The following is a 19,727-nucleotide window of genomic DNA, read 5'->3' as shown; positions in this document are numbered from 1 at the left end:
TCAGGGCCTGCGTGCGGTACGCAGGCCCTCGGCCAGGCGGTCCACGGCCTGGCTCGGGGTGGTGGCGTGGGGGGACAGCCGGATCCAGTGGCCGCGCAGCGTGGTGGTGAGCCCCGCTCTTGTGAGGGCGGCGTGGACGTCCTCCGGATCGCGTCCAGGCAGGCGGAGGCAGGCGATGCCGCCGCGCTCCCCGGGGGGAAGAGCGTCGTGCGGGATCTCCGCGCCGGCGGCTCTGGCGGTGTCGAGGAGGCCGCCGAGGGTGTCGGCGAGCCTGGCGGCGATGGCCTCGACACCCGCGGCGGCGACGAGATCGAGGGCGGCGCCGAGTGCGGAGACGGCCGGATAGTCGGGGTTGGTCAGGGTGTGCGCGGCAGCCCCCCGCAGTGGCTCGCGGGGGTGACTCTCCGATGCCAGCGGGTCGTGGACGCCCGACCAGCCGCCGAGGCCCGGTGAGAGGTGGCGGGCGACGCGGTCGCGGACCATGAGGAGGGCCGCGCCCCACCCCGCCCTGAGCCACTTCTGGCCGCCGGAGGCGAGCACGTCGGCCGCCTCGACCTCCAGCGGGACCGCGCCGAGGCCCTGGATGGCGTCCACGACCAGGACCCGGTCCGGTCCGAGGAGCTCCTTGAGCGCGCCCAGGGGCGCCCGGTGGCCGGTCAGCGCGTCCACCGCGCTGACCGTGAGCGCCCTGACGTCGGGGGTCAGGTGCGCGGCCACGACCTCGGGGGTCACCCGAGGGGCGTCGATCCACCGCACCCTTGGGCCTCCGCGATCCTGGAACCGCAGCCACGGGTAGACGTTCGAGGGGAACTCGCCGCGCCGCACCAGCACCACCCCCTCGTCCGTGGCGCCGCGGCCGAGGGCGGCGGCGGCCGCGAACAGCGCGTGGCTGGTGGAGGTGGCGAAGGTGACCTCGTGCGGCGCGGCCCGCAGGAACAGGGCCGCGCTCGCGCGGACCTCCTCGGCCCGCGCCGCCAGCACGTCCACCGCCTGCTCGCCCGTGCTCAGCCGCGTCGCCTCGACGAGCGTCATGGCCACGTCGTGCGAGAGGGGGCCCACCCTGGCGAAGTCCAGATAGCCGGGAAGGTCATCGAATCGCTGCAGGTAGCGCGCCAGTTGAACGTTCATATCAACACGGCGCTGCATGGAGGCTCCAGACCAGAGAGGGGGGATATGAACGTTCAATATAGGGCAGACCGGGCGCGCCGGGAAGACCCCGGGCGCGCCCGTTCGTGGGGATCAGTACTCGGTGGTCAGCGTGACGCCGCCGAAGTCCGTCACGCCGTACAGGCTGACGTAGTTCCAGCTGTTGGGCTGGACGTCGGCCACCAGGCTCTCCGCGGTGCCAGGACCCGTGGACCGGGCGTCATGGGAGGTGACGGTCGCCCATCCCGCCCTCTTGACGTACAGGTCGGCGTTGCCCGTGCCGCCGGAGGAGGTGACCTTGAGCCTGGTCACGCCCGAAGGGATCCACAGGTAGAAGTAGGCGTGGTTCCGGTTGCTGTGCCCGATCCCGGTGCGCCTGCAGTCCTCGCCCATGAGGCGCGGGTCATCGCCAGGGCAGTCGGGAAGGGCGGGCGGCTCGGCGCAGGCGCCCGCCGCGCACGCGGTCAGCCAGGTCCGCCAGTCGGCCTCGTGGTCGAGCGAGCGCAGCAGGCCGCCGGCGGCGCTCCAGTCGCCCGTCCTGTAGTGGCCGAGCAGCGTGGCGACCTCGGCGCGCTGACGCTCGAACATGTACCGGACGGCGAGGTAGCCCCAGACGTAGATCCGGTTCTGGCCCTGGCCGTAGGCGGTGTCGAAGAGTTCGCGCAGCGTGTGGCTGTGCTTGGCGGCCTCCGTGTGGGCTGTGGTGTTGGGCAGGCCGCGGTAGGACCACGAGACGTACTCGGCCAGCCCCTCGCTCCACCACACGACGGGCGTGGTCGGGGAGCCGAAGTTCCCGTACAGGTCGAAGCGGCCGTCAAGGTAGTGCGTGTACTCGTGGTTGAGATTCCACACCGCGAAGTCGGGCCGCTCCCACGTCGCCTCGTAGGCGATGAAGCGCGCCTGGTTGCCCGCCGCGGCGGGGTCGCCTTCCAGGTACATGCCGCCGTTGTTGGTGTCGATGCCGTAGATCGGGCCCGCGTAGGTCCGGTAGTCGGCGCTGGAGTCGAAGACGACCACCTCCAGCGTGGCGTTGCCGTCATCGGCGACGGGCCTGCCGCCGGAGGCGACCAGGCCGTGGAAGAAGGCGTCCTGGTTCGCCAGGCTCGCGCAGGTGGTCGCGAACTGCGCCGCGGTCATGTCCTGCGCCAGGATGCGCAGGGCAGGGCCACAGGTATGGGTCAACGGCAGGGCGACGGCCTTCAGCCTGGCGGGCAGGTCGCACACGTCGTAGTACGCGCAGTCGGCGGGGACGCTGTCGAAGGTCACGTCCGCGATGCCGATCCAGAGCGGAGCGGTCCTGCCGGTGATCGAGTACTCCTCCAGCATGGCCTTCACCATGGGTTTGACGGTCGGGACCAGGTCGGCGTGGCTCAGGAACCTGGCCAGCTCCCGCCCGGCGTTGACGGTCATGAACTCCGACTCGGTGCCGAGCAGGTCCAGATGGTTCTCGGCGAAGGCCTTCAGGGAGTGCAGCAGGCCGTGGTCGGCGGCGACGGCGGCGACGAAGTCGGGCCTCCAGTGGCCGCGGAAGATCGTGTTGAAGGCCTCGTAGACGGCGTTGCGCATCCACCACGAGGCGTTGTGGGCGCTGTCGTAGGAGTCGAGCAGGCGCTTCATGACCGGGATGTAGCGGGCGTTCTCTCCGGAGCTCGCGGTCAGGATGACCGCCTCGGTGAGCACCTCTCCGTTGGCGTCGGAGACCGTCCTGGAGGCGGGCGCGGCGAAGAACGCGTCGAGCCCCGCCCGCACCGCCACCTGCAGGCTCTCGGTGTACGGCCCGACCGCTTCCCTGTTGTACCACTGCACGTAGTAGCCGGCGCGCAGGTAGAGCAGGAGCTGTTCCACCGAGGTGGAGTTGTCGCCGGGATAGGAGGGGGCTGCGCTCCGGAGGGCGTTCGCCACGGTGATCATCTGCGATTCGCGAAAGGCCCCACGGGCGTCGTCGCCGGTCAGCGTGAACAGCGTGTTGACGCACGAGACCTGCGCCGCCTTGATCGCGGCCGCCAGCGCGTCGCCCGTTCTGGTGGTGAAGACGGTGACATCGCAGGCCGCCGCCTTGGTGGAGCGGGCGGAGGGACGCGGGCGGGTCGGCTGCGCGGCGGGGTCGTCGTAGTCGCGCCTGCTCTCCTTGCGGGGCTCGGCGAGCGGCGGCAGTTCGGTGGCGGGCAGCGGCTCGGCCTGCCGGTGCGGGGTGGCGGCCGAGGCGTCCCCGGCGGGCGGCGGCTCGGCGCCCTGCGGGACCGCCGCCCCTGGCGCCGTCACGACGGCCTCCGCGCGCCCGGCGACCGCGGGAGCTTCGGAGCGCCCGGCGACCGTAGGGGCCTCGGCGCGCGCGGCGACCGTGGAGGCTTCGGAGCGCCCGGCGACCGCGGGGGGCTCGGCGTGCGCGGCGACCGCGGAGGGCGGGGCCGCCGCGGATAACTCGAGGGAGTCGGCGCGGGAGGCGGGGGCGAGGCCGCCCGCTCCGAGGCCGAGCGTCAGGGCGACCACGGCCGCCTTCAGCATGGATTGCGCGATTCTCATCGCCACTCCTGGGGGGATGGAGCGCGGGAGGGCCGGGCCCCCGAACATCCGGCCGGCCGCGATGGGCTACGTGATGCGTAACATGTCACACCGTTCAAGCGGAATCAAGGCCGAATTTTATGAACGTTCATAGTGCATCGTCGCCGTCTCCGCTCTGCACTGCCGCCATCTCGCCACACCGCCGCAGGACCTCACGTCACCGAACGGTCTTCGGCCGGAATGGGCGTAACGGTCAGGCTCGGGCAGGGCGGGTTCGGCGCGGTGGGGCGGCTGGAGCGTGCGCGGGCTCGAACAGTTCGATGAGGTTGCCGGCGGGATCGGTGAGCAGGATCTGGCGACCGCCGGGGCCGGCGACCACGTCGCTGGAGAAGGACGACACGCCGGCGCCGCGGAGCCGGTCGATCTCGGCGTCGAGATCGTCGACGATGAGATGGATGCGGTTGCGCCCGGCGGTGGCCCCCTGAGGGGTGGCGCGGGCGCCGGAGCTGGCCGGTCCGGACAGCAGCAGCCGCAGCGGTCCGCGCACCACGTCGGCGAAGGCGGGCGCGGCATCGGTGTTCAGGGTGAAGCCGAGGTGGGCGGTGTAGAAGCCGACAGCGGCGGCCACGTCGTCGACGAGGTAGCGGACACTGGCGAGCTGATCGGGCACGGTCATGACGGGACCTCCTGTGGCGCGAGAACAGGCAACAGGTAACGGATGCGGGTGTCGATCTCGGCCACGGTGCGGGCGAAGGCAGGATGACCCGCCCCCTCAGTGCGGCCGGCCGTGGCCGGGTCGGGGATGCTCCAGTGCAGGCGCCGAGGGTGGCCGCCGAAGTCGGGGACGACCTCGCGGACCTTGTCGCACAGGCTGATCACGTAGTCGAACCGACGGCCGGCCACGGTGTCCAGGTGCCGCGGACGCCGACCGGCCAGGTCGATGCCGTAGCGCTCGCGCAGGGTCCGTACGGCGTCGGGATGCAACTCCTGCCGGGGATGACTGCCCGCGCTGGTCACCTCGACGCGGCCGCCAGTGCGATGGCGGAGCAGGGCTTCGGCGATCGGTGAACGGGCGCTGTTGCCCGTACAGGTGAACAACACGGCGGTCCCGCGCACGGACGACGGCGGTGGCGACGGCGGGGCCGGATCGAGGCGGAGCGCGGGATGCAGAGCGGCACCGGTCGCGGCCAGCGCGCGGGCACAGCCTTCCAGTTCCAGATGGTAGTAGCTGTCGCGGGCGTCGAAGCTGCTGCGCCGCGAGGTGATCAGCCCACTGCCCGCAGCAGCCGCAGATGATAGGAGACCAGATTCTGCGGCTGGCCGACCAGCTCGACCAGCTCGCGAACGCGGTAGTCGCCCGCGGCCAGCTCGGTCAGCAGTCGCCACCGCAGCGGATGGGCGGCCAGTCGCAGGAATGCCGGAGCGCCTTGGGCCGAGGACACCACGCCATAATACATCAAGCCAGTTTGATGCATCTCCGACCGGGGCCGAGATGTCAGGAGCCGCCCGGGGCCACCAGGCCTGATTCGTAGGCGAGGACGACGAGCTGAGCGCGGTCGCGGGCATGGAGCTTGGCCATGGCTCGGTTGATGTGGGTTTTCGCGGTCATCGGGCTGATCACCATGCGGGCCGCGATCTGGTCGTTGGACAGGCCGTGCGCGACCAGGGCGACGGCCTCGCGTTCGCGGCTGGTCAGGTCTTTCAGCCCCGTGCCGGCGCCGGCGATGAGCGGCTGGGTGATGTACCTGTTGATGAGCTTGCGGGTGATCGAAGGGGCGAGCAGCGCGTCACCGCGCGCCGCGACGCGCACGGCGTGAAGGAGGTCCTCGGGCACGATGTCTTTGACGAGGAATCCGGCCGCGCCGGCGCGCAGCGCGTGGAAGACGTATTCGTCGAAGCCGTAGTTGGTCAGGATGACGACGTGCACCCCGGCCAGCGCCGGGTCGGCGGCGATGCGCCGGGTCGCCTCGATGCCGTCGGCGACCGGCATCTGGATGTCGATGAGAGCCACGTCGGGCAGATGCTCCTTCGCCAGAGCCACGCCCTCTGCCCCGTCGCCGGCCTCGGCCACCACCTCGATGTCGTCTTCCAGGTCGAGGAGCGCGCGAAATCCGCTGCGGATGAGTGGCTGGTCGTCGACCAGCAGGACACGGATCATGGCGTCTGCCCCACAGGAAGTTCAGCCTGGACGGTGAAACCGCCCTCGCTGCGCGGCTCGGCGCGCAGCCGGCCGCCGAGTGCCGTGACCCGTTCGCGCATCCCGAGCAGCCCGACGCCGGGCGCAGGGGCGGCGTCTGGTGTGGCCCTGCCGTCGTCGTCGATGCGTATCGCGAGGCCGTCCGGGCGGCAGTCGATCCGGACCGACGCGGAAGCGGCGGCGGCATGACGGGCGACGTTGGTGAGCGACTCCTGCACGATCCGGTAGACGGTCCGGCTCACCGCCGCCGGCACGTCATGTCGTTGCCCTTCGATCGTCAGCGTCGCGTCCAGGCCGATGCTACGGGCCCGTTCCACCAGCTCAGGGACGTCGTCGAGCCCACGCGGCGGGGTCGTGTCGTCATCGCGCAGCGCCTGCAGCGTCGCGCGCAGTTCCCGTGCCGCCTCACGTCCGGCCTCCTGGATCGCCAGCAGGGACTCCGGCACCTGTTCACCACGCCTGCGGGCGACGTGGACGGCGACTTCGGCCTGCACTTTGATGATCGAGATCTGGTGGGTGAGCGAATCGTGCAGCTCCCGCGCGATGTGCAGCCGCTCCTCGTCGGCGCGGTGCTGCGCGATCTCCTCCCTGGTGCGCTCGGCTTCCTCCGCCCGTCGCTCGGCCTGCCGCACCGCTTCACCCGCGGCGCCGGCCGCGACCAGCCAGGCAAGCTCGAGCGCGCCTCGGGCCTGCGCGAACGCCTCACCCGTGTCGTGCAGGCCCGAGGCCAGGGCCGCGAGTGGGAGGAGGGCCAGCACGGTCACGCTCGCCGCCACCGTGATCGCGCGGTGTCCCGCCCGCACGGCGGCGTACACCGCGAACAGGTAGGCGACGGCAGGCACGTCGAAACCGGCCGCGTGATGGCCCACCGCGCACAGTCCGGTGACGACCAGGACGGGAACAGGGGCCCGGCGGCGCGCGACCAGCGCCAGGCCGCCCGCCGTCAGCAGCGCGTAGCCGAACAGGTCGAGGTTCGTGGTGGAGTGCTGCCCGGACAGCCCGGTGACCAGCAGCGCCGCCGCCACGCAGATGGCGATCGTCCAGTCTGTGACCCAGGCCCTGACATCGGGCCGTCCTATGCGCATGCGCGCACTGTAGCCGGACGTCCGCCTGGGTGACTCCTGCGCGCGGATGATCGGCCGGCTACCGCGCACGCGGTACTTTCGCGGCTCCTGCGGCGTCCGCGGTAGCCGGCTGCGGCATCGGCGTCAGCGCACATCGCCTGCGTCTGCTGGACGACCGGCGGGCGGTGCGGCGGACATGATCAGACGACGCCCAGTCGTAGGAGAGGAAGCACCTCATGCCAGTTCGATTCTTGCTCGTCGTGGCCGGAGCCGCCCTGATCGGTGGTTTCGGGCTTGCCGCACCGGCGGCCGCGCACGTCTTGGTCCAGCCGGACCCCGCCAGTGCCTACACCTTGACCGCCGGGCGGCTCTGGTCTCTGGTGGCCGTGCTGCTGGGGCTGGCCGGCGCGGTCATCGGCGGGCTGGCTCTGGCCCGCCCCGCCAGTCGTCTCGGCACCGGCACCGGGCGAGGCGGGGCCATGATGGCGCTGGCGGCGGGGCTGGCCGGTGCGGTCGTCGGCGGGCTGGTCGTCGCCGCAGCCGAGGGTGGTCCCGGCACCGGCTACGGAATAGTCGGGGGCTACCTGGCCCTGGCGACAGCGCTGATCGCCATGGCCCTCGGCGGGCTGGCTCTGACCCGCGCCCGCCGCACCGGCTGACCCGGATGCGGGCCGGCCGCACGCGGCGCGGTCTCGAACGGCCCGGCGGCGCTCCGGTGGAGCGGCCGGGCTCCCCCACTGCTCGGGTCGAGGCCACCGGGGTGGCAGCCGGCCTGGAGAGGGCCGGCCGTCAGAGCATGCAGGATCGCGCGAACCGCTCACGGTAGGCCGAGGGGGTGAGGCCGGTCTGGCGGCGCAGCTGCGTCCGCAGGTTGGCGGTGGTGCCGAGGCCGGTGGCTCTGGCGACCACGTCGAGACTGGGCTCGCCGCGTTCGATGAGCCTGCAGGCCAGCGCGACGCGCTCGCTGGTGAGCCAGGCGAGCGGGGTGGTGCCGACCTCCGTGTGGAAGCGCCGGTGCAGGGTCGCGGGGCTGACGGCGGCGCGGGCGGCCAGGTCGGCGACGGTCAACGGGCGGTCCAGACGCTCCTGGGCCCAGGCCAGCACCGGTGCCAGCGAGGTGTTCCTGATCTCGGGCACGGGCCGTTCGACGAACTGGCGCTGGCCGCCGTCGCGGTGTACGGCGAACACCAGGCGGCGGCTCACCGCGTTCGCGACCTCGGCGCCGTGGTCGCGGCGGATGAGATGCAGGCCGAGGTCGAGAGCCGCGGCGCTGCCCGCCGCGGTCAGCACGTCGCCGTCGTCCACGAACAGCACGTCGGGCTGGAGCCGTACGGACGGGAAGCTGACGCGGAACAGCTCCGCCCAGCGCCAGTGGGTGGTCGCCCTGCGGCCGTCGAGCACGCCCGCCGCGGCCAGGGTGAACGCGCCGGTGCAGAAGCTGACCAGGCGGGCGCCGCGGCCGGCGGCGCGCCTGATGGCCTCCAGCACCGCAGGGGCAGGCGGCGTCTCAGGATCGGGCCTGTTGGGCGCGATGACGGTGTCCGCGCGCTCCACCGCCTCCAGCCCCGCGATGCCCGACATCCTGAACAGTCCCGCGTGCATGACGACCTCGCCGGGGGCGCAGAGCGTGAAGTCGTACCACGGCCTGCCCAGCTCGGGACGGCGCAGGCCGAACAGCTCGGTGGCCACCCCCAGCTCGAAGGGGTTCGAGCCGTCGTCGACGATCATCACGACCCGATGCGAGGATTCTTGCGGCATGTGCGATTCCTAGCACTCACTGCCCCGCCAGGCCAACCGCCAGAGTGGCGGCATGAGCAACCAACCGATCGACCTGCAGGCCGCGCTGGCCTCCTTCACCGCACTCTGGAGCCCGCGGATCGTCGCACGGGTGAACGACTACGACGTCAGGATCGCCAAGGTCGAGGGCGAGCACCTCTGGCACGCCCACGACGACACCGACGAGTTCTTCCTGGTGCTGGACGGCGAGCTGGCCATCGCGCTGCGCGACGACTCGAGAACGGAACGGACCGTCACCCTGCCCAAGGGCGCCGTCTTCGTCGTCCCGCGCGGGGTCGAGCACAAGCCGTCCTCGCCCGCGGGGGCCTCGATCCTGATGTTCGAGCCGACCGGCACCCTGAGCGTGGGCGATCGCCACGAGGCCGTACCCTCCCACGTCGACGCCACCACCGGCCATGCCCTCACCGGATCCGCCCCTGCCAGGTGAGGACCTGGCGGGGGGGGCGACCGGCGAAGGCCTTCTCGCCGGCTTTCCTACCCCGACGGCTGGCGTGCTGGGCGCGACCCACGTCTCGGTCGAGACCCATGGAATGGGCCTGACCGTGCGCGAGCACGTGGCCATGTTGGAGGAAGGCGCCAAGACCTATCAGCGGCAATCCTGGTAGTCGCACTCCGCTGTCGGTACGCGGGTCAGGTGGGCAGGTCGGCCACGCAGCATGCAGGAGGCCCGTGGGTTCGCGCCGTCACACCGACCGGCTCGTAGATGCGCCGCCGCCCTGGGTGAAGTAGGGGGGTCGTCAAGGCTCGTGTCACCAGGCACACGCCATCGCATCGGCGGGGCTGTTACCCACCCAGCAGGGGTTGCGCTGTGGGACGTACGGCACCATCGACGTCCAGGCCGGCCAGGAGCCGCAGGGCGTCCGCGGTGGGGCTGCCGGGGGCCGCGGACAGCACCAGCAGCTCCATGCCCGATTCATCCGGCGTCGCGAAGTTCTCCTGATGCAGTTCCAGCAGTCCGACCAGCGGGTGCCGGTAGGCCTTGCGTCCATGAGTGCGGGCGCGCACGTCCGCTCGGGCCCAGAGGCGGCGGAAGCGCTCGCTGCCCATCGCCAGCTCGCCGATGATCGAGGCCAGGCGGGGGTCCTCGGGGTATTTGCCGGCGGCCAAGCGCAGGTGCCCGACCACGTCGAGAGTGCACGTCTCCCAGTCTGCGTAAAGGCCGCGCTCGGCCTCCTCAAGGAAGATGTGCCGGGCGGTGTTCAGGCCCGGCAGCGGCCGGCCGAAGAGGAGCCTGGCGAGGCGGTTCCCTGCGAGCACGTCCAGGCGGTGGTCCATGATCAGCGCGGGTGCGTCGGCGACCAGGTCGAGGACGCGCAGCAGCTCCGGCCGCACCCGCCCGCCCGGTGCCTTCGCGCGGCGGCGGCGCTGCCGGGCGAGCCGGTAGAGGTGCCCGCGTTCGGTCTCGTCGAGGCCGAGGACGCGGGCGAGCGCGTCGAGCACCTGCTCGGAGGGCTGGGTCGCGCGGCCCTGCTCCAGGCGTACGTAGTAGTCGACGCTGACTCCGGACAGGTGCGCGACCTCTTCGCGGCGCAGCCCTTCGACCCGGCGTCGGCTGTCGGTGGGGATGCCAGCGGCCGCCGGGTCGACCCGCGAACGCCGGGTCCGCAGGAAGCCCGCGAGATCGTCCATGCCCTCAGTATGGCCTCGTTGGTGCCCGTGAAGGTGGTCCTGCCGTTACCAGGAAGTCCCGTCCGATGGAAGAGGCGCCCCTGAACGCTGGGCGCCGCGGCTCCCAGAATCGAAGCCACCCGATCCGAAGGAGTGCCCATGAAGACGCTGATCGTCTATGCCCACCCGGAGCCGAAGTCGCTCAACAGCTCGCTGAAGGACCTCGCGGTGTCCACATTGGAGACCGCCGGGCACGAGGTACGGGTGAGCGATCTGTACGCGATGAACTGGAAGGCGGTCGTGGACGCCGCGGACTACGGCCCCAACGCCTCAAGCCCGCTGAAGGTCGCACTGGACTCGGGCCGGGCCTTCGACGCCGGGACGCTCACCCCGGACGTCCTCGCCGAGCAGGAGAAGCTCCTGTGGGCCGACACGATCATCTTCCAGTTCCCGCTGTGGTGGTACACGATGCCCGCGATCCTCAAAGGCTGGGTGGACCGGGTCTTCACCTACCACTTCGCGTACGGCGTCGGCGAGCACAACGACGTCAAGTACGGGGAGCGTTTCGGCGAGGGGACCCTCGCGGGCAGGCGGGCGCTGCTGTCGGTGACCGCCGGCGGCCCGGAGTCGCATTACGGCGAGCGCGGGATCAACGGCCCCATCGACGATCTGCTGTTCCCGATCCAGCACGGGATCCTGTACTACCCGGGGATCGAGGTACTGCCGCCGTTCGTGCTGTACGGCACGGACCGGACCACCGACGAGGATTTCCCGGACATCGCCAAGGCGTGGGAGCAGCGGCTGCTGACCTTGGAGTCGACCGAGCCGATCGCGTTCCGGCGGCAGAACTTCGGCGACTACGAGATCCCGTCGCTACACCTGAAGGAAGGGCTGGAGCCCGCGGGCCGCTCGGGATTCGGGCTGCACGTGCGGCCCTAGTGTCGTGAGTCGTTAATTCGCTGGCAGTAAGTGGCTAATACTCCAGCCGCACATCGCGGTTGGGCCAGCGGTAGTCGTGAGCGCTATAGCACTGCAGGCCCACTGCATTATACCAAAATAACGAAATTCCGCATCTTTTACTAATTGCGGAGTAATCGCTACATTGGCGGCCATGGCGGCAACTGAGAAGAAATTCATTGCTTCTGGAGAATTGCGACTGTGGACCGAACGATTCGGCGACGCCCGGGATCCGGTCGTGCTGCTCGTCATGGGCACCGCCACGCCGGGCCTCGGCTGGCCGGACGAACTGGTGGACACGCTCGTCACGGCCGGGCGGCAGGTCATCAGGTACGACCACCGCGACACCGGGCGGTCGGGGCGGGTGGACTTCGCAGCGCACCCGTACTCGGTGGCGGACCTGGCCGGTGACGCCGTGGCGGTGCTCGACGGGTACGGCGTCGCCGCGGCCCACGTCGCCGGCGCCTCGTTGGGCGGCACGATCGGCCAGTGGCTGGCCGTACACCGGCCGGAACGCGTGACGGCGCTGACCGCGATCATGACGAGCCCGATGGGCGCCGACGCGGGTCCCGCCTGGGCGCGGGCCATGGCCGGCCAGGAGCCCGACCCCGGCGACCTGCCGCCGCCGTCGTCCCGGTTCCTGGCCCACCTGGCCCGCTCGGCCGCCGCGCCGCGCACCACGCGCGAGGAGCACGTCGCCGCCAACCTGGAGACCTGGCGGGTGCTGAACGGCGAGGCGCTGCCGTTCGACGAGGAGGCCGCGCGGCGGTTCGTCGAGGAGTCGTACGACGTCGCCGCGGATCCGGCCGCGGCGCTCAACCACGACGCGGCCGGGCGGCTGATGACCGAGGACCGGCGCGCCCCGCTGGCGTCGATCAAGGCGCCGACGCTGGTCGTGCACGGCAGCGAGGACCCTCTGCTGCCGCTGCCGCACGGCGAGGCGCTCGCCGCCGCGATCCCTCATGCCCGGCTGGAGGTCGTCCCCGGCATGGGCCACTCGTTCCTGTCCCCCGGCCTGCCACGCCACATCGCCGAACTGCTTCTCACCCAGCCGTCCTGACCGCCGGAGTCGCCTCAAACGGCGGGGCGGACGTAGGCGCCCCGCCCGCGCACCGTCTCCACCCGACCCGCCTCCCCCAGCAGGGCGATCACCTTGCGGACCCGCTCCCGGCTGACACCGTGCTCGCGGGCGAGGCGGGCCTGCTACGGCAACGCCTACCCCTGCCGCAGCTCACCCTACTTATCGATCTTTGAGCTGTTGTCGCTGGTAGTGGCTTCGTCGGGCGCGGGTTTGATGGCGTCGTCGCCAGCGTGACCAGTGCAGGATGTGGGGCCGACGGGTAGGTGGCCGGGTCAGCAGGGCGAAGAGGCGGCGGATCTCGTTCGCGGAGATCTCGATAAGCGGGCCGGTTCCGGCCGGTGGGGCGGGTCTGGCGCCGAGGGCGGCACGGGTCACGGCGAGGAAGGACCGAACAGGTCCGCGAACTCGCGGCCCGGCTCGCACGACCCGTCCCGGACACGCGAATCCCAGAGGGCCGACCTGGTGGTTCGCGCGATCAATGAGCGCGTCGTCGTGTGCGCAGGGAGGTCTCGCGGCAGGACGCGCCTCAGTGGGTTGCCTGCCGTACGGCCTGGTCCCGGATCCCGCTCAGCACGGCATCGAGCAATCGGTCGAACTCCGCTATGGACCCGAAGCCGGCTTGGAGAGGTGCGAGGGCGACCATTGTCGGGTAGGCGGTGGCGTCGATCGCGGGCCTGCCAGGGCTGCCGCTGAGGACCGCCAGCAGATAGCCGTTGAGAAAGCTGAACAGCGCCATCGGCGCGTCGGCGGCTACCTGGTCGGGCAGGCCGGCCTGGCGCATCGCCGAGACCAGACGTTCCAGGGCTGCCAGGGCCACCGGCGAGGTCTGAGGGCGGGTGGCCAGCAGCGGGAACACCCGAGGGTGCCGGTAGGCCATCCGCCGGTAGTCGTGCGCCGTGCGGCGGGCCACCTGTTCCCAGTCGTCGGGCGCCTCCTCCGCGCCGGACTCCATCTCGGCGATCACGGCCTCGGAGATCGCGTCCAGCAGCGCGGCCTTGCCCTTGATGTGGTGGTAGATCGACATCGGGTCGACTCCGAGGTCGTCGGCGAGCCGCCGTACCCCGAAGCGATCCAGGCCGTCGCGGTCGACCAGTGCGACGGCGGCGGCCGCGATGCGTGCGCGGTCGAGCCCCGCCGAGGTGCCCCGTGTGCGTCCGGTCACGTCTGCTCCTCCTCGGTTGCCAAATCTACACCGTAGAATCTACGGTGTCGGAGAAATCTACGGCGTAGGTTTAGGAAGGAAAGAGTATGCCCGGCACTATCAACCGTCTCCCGTCCGAGGGGGAGCCCCTGAGCGAGGTCACGGTCGCGGAGCGGCCGCCGCAGCCGGACTGGTCGACGATGACGGAGGAGGAGCTGGTCGCCTACCGCGAGGCGGAGAACCGCTGGCGGGCGTCCAGCGCGGCGCGGGCGATCCTTGGGAATCCGGATCCCGGCGCCGCCATCGGCTGGCAGCAGGTGGCGCTGCCAGGCCACGAGCTGCCGGTCCGGGTGTACCGGCCGGCGCCCGGGCCCGACGACACAGGCACCGGCCTACCACTCGTACTCCACGTGCACGGAGGCGGCTTCGTGGGCACAGCGGCGCAGAGCGACTGGATCAACAGCCACCTGGCCGCCCAGCTCCCCGCCCTCGTCGTCTCGGTCGAGCACCGCCTCCTCGCCCCGGACAATCCCCTGTCGGCGGCCGTCGACGACGGCTGGGACGTGCTCCGGCACGTCGTGCGGCATGCCGCACGGTGGGGTATCGACCCGGCGCGGACCGCCGTGTTCGGCGAGAGCTGCGGCGGGTTGATCAGCGCTCTGGCAGCGATCCGGGCCAAGGAGGCCGGCCTGCGCCTGCGGGCCCAGGTGCTCGTCAACCCCCTCGTCGATGTGACCGAGACGATGCTCGACCACGCCTCGGTCACCCAGCACGCCCGCACCCCGACCCTCGCAGTACCGCAGCTGCGGCTGCTCCAGCGGCTCGCCGTTTCCCCGGAGACCGACGCCCGCGCGCTCTCGCCGCTCTACGCCGACGACCTGAACGGGCTGGTCCCCGCGCTGGTGGTGGTGCCGACCCACGACCCAGTGGCCGACCACGGCCGCCGCTACGCCGAACGACTGCGAGCGGCCGGGACATTCGCGCAGCTCTCCGAGTACCCCGGGGCGGCGCACGCGTTTCTCAGCACGCCGGGCGTGGCGCCCCAGGCCGGGGCCGCGCGGACGGAGATCCTCGAGTTTCTCCGAGTCACCCTGACCGCGTGAGGCGAAAGGAGGCACTCTGATGACGAGGACACCTCAGCGGAAGTCGTGCAAGCCGCCTACGCGCGCGACCCCGCGGGCGGTCATCCCCGCTTCCCTTCGGCGGACTTGTGGGACATACCTCCGCGCATGCGCGCGAGCTGTCCTCGCTCTGCCCCCTCAGGCCGGTTCAGGTTGCGGACAGACGCAGCCGGAATCGCTTCACAGTTGCCACAACCGCACGGTGTCGTCCCTGCTGCCGGTGGCCAGGAGCTTGCCGTCCGGGCTGAACGCCACCGGGCCGACGAGCCGTTGTGGCCGGTGAGGGTAGCGGGGTCTTCCCGGGTGAAGGCGTAGTAGGCGGTCTGCAGGACGGCGGCCAGGCCTGCGGCGCCCAGCCCGATGAGCAGGCGGCGGCGGGCGTGGACTTGCCGGCACGGCGGGCGAGCACTGTCGTCCCGCCCAGCAGGGCAGCGACGATAGCAACGGTCACCCGCTCGCGGGCATCTCGCCGCTCTGACCAAGACAGAACATGCGATCCGCCAGCTCGCCCAGGACGCTTCGCCTTGCGATGCGCAGCGACGTCCGATAGCTCGCCGGCGATGTCAGGGGTCTGAGGAACATTGGAACCGGATCGTGCGCCAAGCCGTCTCCGCGCAGGTCATCGATGTGCGCTTTCATGTCGAGCCTCTTCGAGCGCGATTGCCCGCAGATACTTTCAATGCCCCAACCATCACCGACACCCTGGCGCGTGGTTCGGCCCATGCGATCCGGCTCGGCCACGCCCGCGTCGCTGCCCGAGTACAGGACCACGCACGCGCGGCATGAACGTGGAGATCCTGTCCGGCGTGCCAGAGGAAGCCGAGTGCGGAAAATCAGGTGTAGGGATGATCTGCTGGGCGTGAACACGAATCAGGGGAACGGCGAAGGAGGCGTGTCCATGGTTCTTCTCTGAAGGGCAGGCATGCCAGTTCCCCCTCCGCAGTCGGCTCCGCCAACCGCTGAGACCGACGCACAGCTCATCGAGGTGTCACTGCGCCGCCCCGAACGGTTCGGCGCGCTGTTCGACCGGCATCACGAGGCCATTCACCGCTACGTGCACCTCCGTCTCGGGGAATCGGCGGCGGACGACATCGCCGCGGAGACGTTCCTGCGAGCCTTTCGCGGCCGTACGCGCTACGACCTGTCCCGCCCCGATGCCCGTCCCTGGCTGTACGGCATCGCCTCCAATCTGGTCGACGGCCACCGGCGCGCCGAGGCCCGCAGGTATCGCGCCCTGACCAGGAGTGCCGAGGTCACCGATGTCGTGAGCCACGACGAGCGTGTGGTCCAGCGGGTGTCCGCCGCCGTCATGCAGCCACGACTGGCCGCCGGTCTGGCCGCGCTCTCGCCCGGTGACCGGACCGTGCTGCTGCTGGTGGCCTGCGCCCAGCTCACCTACGAGGAGATCGCCGAGGCACTCGGCGTGCCGCGCGGCACCGTCGGCTCGCGGCTCAACCGGGCCCGCAGGAAACTCCGCCCGTTCATCACCATCGAGGAGTCGTCATGACCGATGACCTGCAGGAGATCAAGACGTCCCACGACGCGCTGCCCGGTCCCTCCGCCACGGCCATCGTCAAGGCGAAGGACTTGCTCGCAGCCGAGGCGGTGGCGGAACGAACGCCTCATACCGGCTCTGGCAAGCACCGCCTCCTGCTCAGGACGGCCGCGGTCGGCCTGGCGGCAGCCGTCGCCGCAGTCGCCTTCCTGACCGGTGCCGACGGTGGTGCAACCCCGGCCAACGCGGCGGAACTGCTCCAGGAAGCGGCCACGGCCGCCGCCCGGCAACAAGCGCCACAGCCGGGCCAGATCCTCTACGTCAACCGCACGGACCAGATCAGGATGACCGTATGGGGTCACGGGCGCGGCCGTTCGGAGGTTACTCAGGAAGTCCGCCGCGAGTACTGGATTCCCGCCGCCGACCCCGGCGGCGCGCTGACCCGCCTCACCTACGGCAAGCTGCGCACCCACACCGGCCCGGTCCCGACCAGTATGGAGACCCCGGGCACAGTCGAGTTCCAGCGCGCCGGGCCGTGCACCGTGCACGTGCTCTCGCCGGCCGGTGGCGGCGACCTCCCCGCTGACCCGGACCAGTTGCTCGCCCGGATTCGCGCGGACGCCGAGGCCTCGGTCAGGAACGAACAGCCCGAGCCCGGCACGGCACCACCCAGCAAGGACCAGATCGAGCGGCTCATCGAGCGCACGGTGACAAGCCGTCTCGTCACCCTGGCCCAAAACCCCTTCCCCGGTCCCGGCCTGCGTGCGGCGGTGCTCGACGCGCTGTCCCAGATGCCCACCGCCACCATGCGCACCGACCTCGCCGACCTGGCCGGGCGACGGGGCATCGGCGCCTCGATCAGATATCAGGGGCCAGACGGATGGGAGCGCGCCGAATTGATCTTCGAACCCGGCTCCTACCGCTTTCTCGGCTGGCGACACCTGTCCGAGCCACCCGGCGCTGGGGTGCAAAGCAATGCCAGCGCCGTACTGGAAACCAAGATGGTCAACGCCATGCCGAAGATCCCGGCCGGCGCTCCCGAAGCGGTGACCTGCTAAAGTCCCGAAACCGGTACGAACCGTAGCGACAGAGATCACCAGCCGTCCCGAGAACCCGAATAACGGCTACTGCATGGCCTGCCAGGCTGCGGCCTCGGCTGCTTGTTGTACCGCCGCTGCTTCTAGTGCTCTTTGCTGGCGCTCCCGATGATCATGCTGGCCAACGCCATCAAGGCCAGCGCCCGCGACCACCAGGCCGTCGCCGCCGACTGGAGAAACGCCGCCCGCACTGCCGGGATACGTCGCACGCCGGCGACCACCGCGGCGGGCGACGGCACCTCGAACCGGCGCCGCCAGTGGCCCGTCTCTGAACCAGATCGGGTAATTGATCTCGAGCGGTAAACCAGGACCTCGGCGGGATGACTGGTCCGTTACCGGATCTGGAAGTTGACCTTGACCGAGCCCTTGGTCAGCTCAGGTCGTCGTAGACGTCCCTGGTGATGGCCTTGAGGGCTTTCAGTACCTGCTGCTCGCTGAGGCCGTCGTCGGAGGCGGCGGCCTGGTAGTGCCAGTAGAAGACCCGTAGGGAGACGTTGCCCCAGCGGGACACGAGGATTCCCCTGGCGAGGTTGCCGTTGTGGCCCTGCTTGTCGCCGACTCCGTAGTAGAGGCTGGCTTCGTCGCCGATTCCCGCGACCGGGCGTTCGTTGCCGACGGCGGAGCCGGATATCGACCGCTGCGCGGATTCCTGGTCCTCAGCGTAGGTGTCCAAGCCGAGTGTCAGGTTGACCTCGACGGTGGCATGGAACTTGCCCTGGCGGGCGGTGTGGGCGGGCTCCCAGCGCGGCCCCCGCCGGATGATGGGCTCCTGCTTGTCGTTGACGGTCTGCAGGTCGTCCTCGGCCCCGGGCCTGCAGGCCGCTTCGGGGGCGTACTTGGCGAGGGTCTCCCGTTCGAGGAGCTCACACGCGTCGGGGACGGTGGTGAACTTCGTGCTCGACTTGGGGGCCGCCGGAGGAGGGCTGGTTGAGACTTCCGCGATGGGGGCCGAGCAGGCGCCCCCACCGATCATGACCACCGCTGCGGCTGTCACCAGTGTCACCTTGTTCATGACTAGCAGACGCTAGTGTCCGCCAAGACTGTCCGCCAAAAGATCAATAGCCCAGGAAGGTTCGGTGACGAGCCACTAGCAGGCGACGCCGACGGCCAGTGGCACCTGTACGGGCCAGAAGGCGAGATCGGAGTCGGCGGCTTCGGCCTGTTCGGCCCCATCGCACGGCCCCTACTTATCGTTTAGCGTAAATATCGACATTCGATAAGTAGGGAGCTGTGTCATGGCCAGAGCACAGACATCCGCCCGCTGGCTCGAAGCGCTCCTCTGGTGCGCGGTGGCGTTCGCCCTCCTCGTGCTGGCGCTCGGCGCCTTCCAGATCCTCAGGAGCGACGGCGTCGACATGCGCGCCGTCTGGTTCAACCCCTACTCCACCGCCACCCAGGCCGATGCCCCGCTGACCGAGCCCTCGGGCCCGCCCGGCACGGTGAGCCTGGTGACGTCCAACTTCGACAGGACCATCATGGTCGCCCAGCCCACCCTCTACCAGCGCTTCCTGCTCCTGGTACCCGACCTGCTGACCACCCTGCTGCTGGGGGCGGTGGCCCTGGTGTTCCTGCGTGTGGTCAGGACGCTGCGTGCCGGTGACCCCTTCATCCCGCCGAACGCGCGCAGGTTCGCGGTGATCGGCGGGCTGCTGATCGGGCTCGCCGTCCTGGTGCCGTGGGTGGAGCAGCTCGCCATGGGCGGGCTGGTGTCCGGCACGCCGCTGGAAGGCACCTCGATCACCGGCAGGGACGACTTCAGGTGGGCGGGGCTGGTGGGCCTGGGCGTCCTGGCGCTGGCCGAGGTGTTCAGGCACGGCGCCAGGCTGCGCGCGGACACCGAAGGGCTGGTCTGATGCCGCCCGAGCAGGAGCACCGCATCAGCGTGCGCCTGGACAAACTCCTGGCCGACAGGGGCATGACGCTCACCGAGCTGGCCGACAGGGTCGGGGTGACGATCGTGAACCTGTCGATCCTGAAGAACGGCAAGGCCAAGGCCATCCGCTTCAGCACGCTGAGCGCGATCTGCCGCGAGCTGGAGTGCCAGCCGGGCGACCTGCTCGGCTACGACGGCTGAGTCAGCGCGGCCGGCTCGGCCCGTGGGCCTGGTCGCGCAGCCACTCCTGGAAGGCCTCCAGCCTGCCGCGCAGCCCCTCGTCGGAGGCGGCCAGGATGCGGACGGCCGGCAGATCAGCATTGCGCCCCGCCGACCGCGACGGTGGCCACGGGGATCCCCGCGGGCATCTGGACGATCGACAGCAGGGAGTCGAGCCCGTCGAGGTACTTCAGCGGCACCGCCACCCCGATGACGGGCATCGTCGTCACGGAGGCCGGCATGCCGGCAGGTGCGCGGCCCCGCCGGTTCCCGCGATGATCACCTTGAGGCCGCGGGAAGCGGCCTACCTGCCGTACTCGATCGCGATTTCATGGAGGCGGGTGAGCAGATCGTGGCGCCGGGACATGCGCGACGGCATCGACGCGAGCCACACCGCGTCATCACGTGCGGCGGACATCGCGTCCGGGG

General features: G+C 70.8%; 23 protein-coding genes and 2 pseudogenes. 10 read left to right on the top strand and 15 right to left on the bottom strand.

Translation table 11 applies throughout. The annotated features are described in order from the left end of the window. The 7 genes from ABFX50_RS38990 to ABFX50_RS38960 form a co-directional block, all read right to left on the bottom strand. On the bottom strand, positions 1-1,128 hold the full coding sequence (locus ABFX50_RS38990) for an aminotransferase class V-fold PLP-dependent enzyme (RefSeq protein WP_346153817.1): 1,128 nt from the start codon (positions 1,126-1,128) through the stop codon (positions 1-3). Positions 1,129-1,239: 111 nt separating this feature from the next. Next, entirely contained in the window at positions 1,240-3,669 is a 2,430-nt protein-coding gene (locus ABFX50_RS38985) for a M9 family metallopeptidase (RefSeq protein ID WP_346153816.1), read from the bottom strand. 232 nt (positions 3,670-3,901) lie between these two features. Continuing rightward, a complete protein-coding gene (locus tag ABFX50_RS38980; RefSeq protein ID WP_346153814.1) occupies positions 3,902-4,324 on the bottom strand; it encodes a VOC family protein in 423 nt (140 codons plus the stop codon). Further along, positions 4,321-4,764 (bottom strand): arsenate reductase ArsC, encoded by a 444-nt coding sequence (locus tag ABFX50_RS38975; protein ID WP_346153813.1) that lies wholly within the window; start codon positions 4,762-4,764, stop codon positions 4,321-4,323. Before ABFX50_RS38975 ends, ABFX50_RS38980 begins: the two co-directional genes overlap by 4 nt. Before the next feature lie 149 nt (positions 4,765-4,913). Further along, positions 4,914-5,090, bottom strand: a complete 177-nt coding sequence (locus ABFX50_RS38970) for an ArsR/SmtB family transcription factor (protein WP_346153811.1) — start codon at positions 5,088-5,090, stop codon at positions 4,914-4,916. Between the two features lie 53 nt (positions 5,091-5,143). Further along, positions 5,144-5,806, bottom strand: a complete 663-nt coding sequence (locus tag ABFX50_RS38965) for a response regulator (protein ID WP_346153809.1) — start codon at positions 5,804-5,806, stop codon at positions 5,144-5,146. After that, a complete protein-coding gene (locus ABFX50_RS38960) occupies positions 5,803-6,930 on the bottom strand; it encodes a sensor histidine kinase (RefSeq protein WP_346153808.1) in 1,128 nt (375 codons plus the stop codon). The genes ABFX50_RS38965 and ABFX50_RS38960 overlap by 4 nt, the downstream gene beginning before the upstream one ends. A gap of 215 nt (positions 6,931-7,145) precedes the next feature. Between ABFX50_RS38960 and ABFX50_RS38955 the strand changes: the two genes are divergently transcribed. Next, on the top strand, positions 7,146-7,568 hold the full coding sequence (locus tag ABFX50_RS38955) for a DUF6223 family protein (protein ID WP_346153806.1): 423 nt from the start codon (positions 7,146-7,148) through the stop codon (positions 7,566-7,568). Between the two features lie 130 nt (positions 7,569-7,698). On the opposite strand, the gene ABFX50_RS38950 is transcribed toward ABFX50_RS38955, so the two are convergent. Then, positions 7,699-8,667 carry a helix-turn-helix domain-containing protein gene (locus ABFX50_RS38950; protein WP_183644655.1) on the bottom strand — a complete coding sequence of 323 codons (969 nt, stop codon included), beginning with the start codon at positions 8,665-8,667 and terminating at the stop codon, positions 7,699-7,701. 52 nt (positions 8,668-8,719) lie between these two features. Here ABFX50_RS38950 and ABFX50_RS38945 point away from each other — a divergent pair, with 52 nt between their 5' ends. Further along, positions 8,720-9,133 (top strand): cupin domain-containing protein, encoded by a 414-nt coding sequence (locus ABFX50_RS38945; RefSeq protein WP_183644658.1) that lies wholly within the window; start codon positions 8,720-8,722, stop codon positions 9,131-9,133. Positions 9,134-9,489: 356 nt separating this feature from the next. On the opposite strand, the gene ABFX50_RS38940 is transcribed toward ABFX50_RS38945, so the two are convergent. Further along, positions 9,490-10,335, bottom strand: a complete 846-nt coding sequence (locus ABFX50_RS38940) for a helix-turn-helix transcriptional regulator (RefSeq protein ID WP_346153804.1) — start codon at positions 10,333-10,335, stop codon at positions 9,490-9,492. Between the two features lie 138 nt (positions 10,336-10,473). On the opposite strand from ABFX50_RS38940, the gene ABFX50_RS38935 reads away from it, so the two are divergent. After that, positions 10,474-11,253 (top strand): NAD(P)H-dependent oxidoreductase, encoded by a 780-nt coding sequence (locus ABFX50_RS38935; RefSeq protein WP_346153802.1) that lies wholly within the window; start codon positions 10,474-10,476, stop codon positions 11,251-11,253. A gap of 211 nt (positions 11,254-11,464) precedes the next feature. After that, on the top strand, positions 11,465-12,331 hold the full coding sequence (locus tag ABFX50_RS38930) for an alpha/beta fold hydrolase (RefSeq protein WP_346153800.1): 867 nt from the start codon (positions 11,465-11,467) through the stop codon (positions 12,329-12,331). 180 nt (positions 12,332-12,511) lie between these two features. Here ABFX50_RS38930 and ABFX50_RS51535 read toward each other — a convergent pair. After that, positions 12,512-12,739, bottom strand: a pseudogene (locus tag ABFX50_RS51535) (IS701 family transposase); the annotation flags it as partial. Between the two features lie 139 nt (positions 12,740-12,878). Next, positions 12,879-13,514, bottom strand: a complete 636-nt coding sequence (locus ABFX50_RS38925) for a TetR/AcrR family transcriptional regulator (protein WP_346153798.1) — start codon at positions 13,512-13,514, stop codon at positions 12,879-12,881. 86 nt (positions 13,515-13,600) lie between these two features. On the opposite strand from ABFX50_RS38925, the gene ABFX50_RS38920 reads away from it, so the two are divergent. After that, positions 13,601-14,596 (top strand): alpha/beta hydrolase, encoded by a 996-nt coding sequence (locus ABFX50_RS38920; RefSeq protein WP_346153796.1) that lies wholly within the window; start codon positions 13,601-13,603, stop codon positions 14,594-14,596. A gap of 198 nt (positions 14,597-14,794) precedes the next feature. Here the strand turns inward: ABFX50_RS38920 and ABFX50_RS51530 are convergent, their stop codons facing one another. Beyond that, entirely contained in the window at positions 14,795-14,869 is a 75-nt protein-coding gene (locus ABFX50_RS51530) for a hypothetical protein (protein ID WP_428834722.1), read from the bottom strand. A 192-nt stretch (positions 14,870-15,061) separates the two neighbouring features. Then, entirely contained in the window at positions 15,062-15,355 is a 294-nt protein-coding gene (locus ABFX50_RS38915) for a hypothetical protein (protein WP_346153794.1), read from the bottom strand. A gap of 181 nt (positions 15,356-15,536) precedes the next feature. Between ABFX50_RS38915 and ABFX50_RS38910 the strand changes: the two genes are divergently transcribed. From ABFX50_RS38910 to ABFX50_RS38900, 3 genes are all read left to right on the top strand, one after another. Then, on the top strand, positions 15,537-16,121 hold the full coding sequence (locus ABFX50_RS38910) for an RNA polymerase sigma factor (RefSeq protein WP_346153792.1): 585 nt from the start codon (positions 15,537-15,539) through the stop codon (positions 16,119-16,121). Then, a complete protein-coding gene (locus tag ABFX50_RS38905; RefSeq protein WP_346153790.1) occupies positions 16,118-17,167 on the top strand; it encodes a CU044_5270 family protein in 1,050 nt (349 codons plus the stop codon). The genes ABFX50_RS38910 and ABFX50_RS38905 overlap by 4 nt, the downstream gene beginning before the upstream one ends. A 147-nt stretch (positions 17,168-17,314) precedes the next feature. Beyond that, the gene (locus ABFX50_RS38900) at positions 17,315-17,509 is read left to right on the top strand and encodes a hypothetical protein (RefSeq protein WP_346153788.1); all 195 of its coding nucleotides are present in this window, start codon (positions 17,315-17,317) and stop codon (positions 17,507-17,509) included. 67 nt (positions 17,510-17,576) lie between these two features. Here the strand turns inward: ABFX50_RS38900 and ABFX50_RS38895 are convergent, their stop codons facing one another. Further along, positions 17,577-18,200, bottom strand: coding sequence for a hypothetical protein (locus ABFX50_RS38895; RefSeq protein ID WP_346153786.1), 624 nt, complete (start codon positions 18,198-18,200; stop codon positions 17,577-17,579). Between the two features lie 241 nt (positions 18,201-18,441). On the opposite strand from ABFX50_RS38895, the gene ABFX50_RS38890 reads away from it, so the two are divergent. Beyond that, the gene (locus ABFX50_RS38890) at positions 18,442-19,059 is read left to right on the top strand and encodes a DUF2975 domain-containing protein (protein ID WP_346153785.1); all 618 of its coding nucleotides are present in this window, start codon (positions 18,442-18,444) and stop codon (positions 19,057-19,059) included. After that, positions 19,059-19,280 carry a helix-turn-helix domain-containing protein gene (locus ABFX50_RS38885; protein ID WP_346153783.1) on the top strand — a complete coding sequence of 74 codons (222 nt, stop codon included), beginning with the start codon at positions 19,059-19,061 and terminating at the stop codon, positions 19,278-19,280. Before ABFX50_RS38890 ends, ABFX50_RS38885 begins: the two co-directional genes overlap by 1 nt. Before the next feature lies 1 nt (position 19,281). Here ABFX50_RS38885 and ABFX50_RS38880 read toward each other — a convergent pair. Next, a pseudogene (locus tag ABFX50_RS38880) lies at positions 19,282-19,716 on the bottom strand (5-(carboxyamino)imidazole ribonucleotide mutase). Between the last annotated feature and the right edge of the window lie 11 nt (positions 19,717-19,727).

Source organism: Nonomuraea recticatena, from assembly GCF_039533245.1.
GTDB classification, from domain to species: Bacteria; Actinomycetota; Actinomycetes; order Streptosporangiales; family Streptosporangiaceae; genus Nonomuraea; species Nonomuraea roseola.
The sequence above is the reverse complement of the archived record's forward strand: the minus strand, read 5'-3'. Positions and strand labels throughout refer to the sequence as shown.